General features: G+C 76.0%; 1 pseudogene. It reads left to right on the forward strand.

The window, feature by feature from the left end:
- Positions 1 to 100 precede the first annotated feature (100 nt).
- Positions 101 to 1,527, forward strand: a pseudogene (locus AC2W7J_RS18060) (hypothetical protein); the annotation flags it as partial.

Raw genomic sequence — 1,527 nt, forward strand, 5'->3', positions numbered from 1 at the left:
CGGAGGACCTCCACGCGGCGCTGCGGCTCGCGGCCGAGCAGCGGCGCACCTGGTCGCGCCTGACCGGCGGTGGCGGGCGGTCCGCGCATCCCCGACCGACATGGACCGCGCGCACTCGGCCTACGAGCGCGTCTACGCCGACCTCACCCACGTCTCCTCGGTGCTCGCCGACACCGAGCGCGGCGCCGACCTGCTCGACACCCCCTGGGACGAGCTCGCCGCCCGGCTCGACGCCCTCGCCAAGGACACGACCGGTGCGCGGGCCGTGCCGGACGTCATCGACGACCTCGACGACCTGCGCTCCCGTGGACTCGGTGAGCTCGTCGACGACCTGTCCGCCCGCCGGGTCGCCCCCGAGGCCGTGCCCGACGAGGTGCGCTTCGTCTGGTGGACCTCCGTGCTCGCCGAGGCCAGCCGCGACGAGCGCTACTCCGCGATCACCGGCGAGAGCCTCGACGAGGCGCTGCGCACCTTCGTCGAGGCCGACCGGGCGAGCCTGGGCGCCAATGCCGCTCGCACCACCACCCGCCAGCGCGAGCGGTTCCATGCCGAAGGGCGGCGCTTCCGCTCCGCAGCCCGGCAGGTGGCCGCAGCGCACGAGGGTCTCGTGTCGGGGCCGCCGTGGACGCGTGCCTTCGCCGAGTGGGGTGGGCTGCTGCGGGCCGCGGCTCCCGCCTGGGCGATGTCCCCCTTCGTCATCGGTCAGGTCCTGCCGGCGGACGAGCGGTTTGATCTCGTGATCGTCGACGACGCCTCGCGCACCAGCCTGGCGCGGACCATCTCGGGGATCGCTCGCGGTGACCAGCTGCTCGTCGTCGGTGACCACGGCCAGCTGCCGCCCGCGACGTGGACCGCCGACGCCGGGGTCTCCGCCCCGAAGCCCCCCTCGCGCTCGCTCGCCGACGTCGCCGCACGCGTGCTGCCGACCGCGAGCCTGCGCGACAGTGCCTACCCCCGCCCGCGCGTCGCCGACCTGCTCGTCGAGGGGGTGAGCGCCGGTGAGGTCGTCCATCCACCCGCGCCGAGCGTGCGCGAGACCGTGCGGCTCGTGCGCGTCGAGGGCCTCGGGGTCATCGACGAGCGCACCGGTCTCGTCGAGACCTCGACCGGTGAGGTCGAGGCCGTCGTCGAGCAGGTGCGTCGCGAGCTCGTCGAGCGCCCCGGGCGCTCGCTGGGCGTCGTCACCTTCGGCCAGGCGCACGCCGAGCGCGTCGCCGAGGCGGTCGCGAGCTGGCGCACCGCGACCCGGCCATCGCCGAGGCGATGCGGGCCCTGCCCGAGCCCCTCGTCATCAAGCCCGCCGACCGGTGGCAGCGCGAGCAGCGTGATGCCGTCGTCGTCACCGTCGGCTTCGGCCGCACGCCGCAGGGGCGGGTCGTGCAGCGTCTCGGGGCGCTCAGCGGTGTCCTCGGCGGCGAGCTCGTCCTGCTCGCCGCGACCCGGGCCCGGCAGACCGCGACCTGGGTCAGCGCGCTCGGACCCGACGACCTCGCCGGTGAGCGGGGTGGGTTGCCCGGCCACCGGCGC

This window comes from Janibacter sp. CFPM2_SD2 (genome assembly GCF_057364645.1).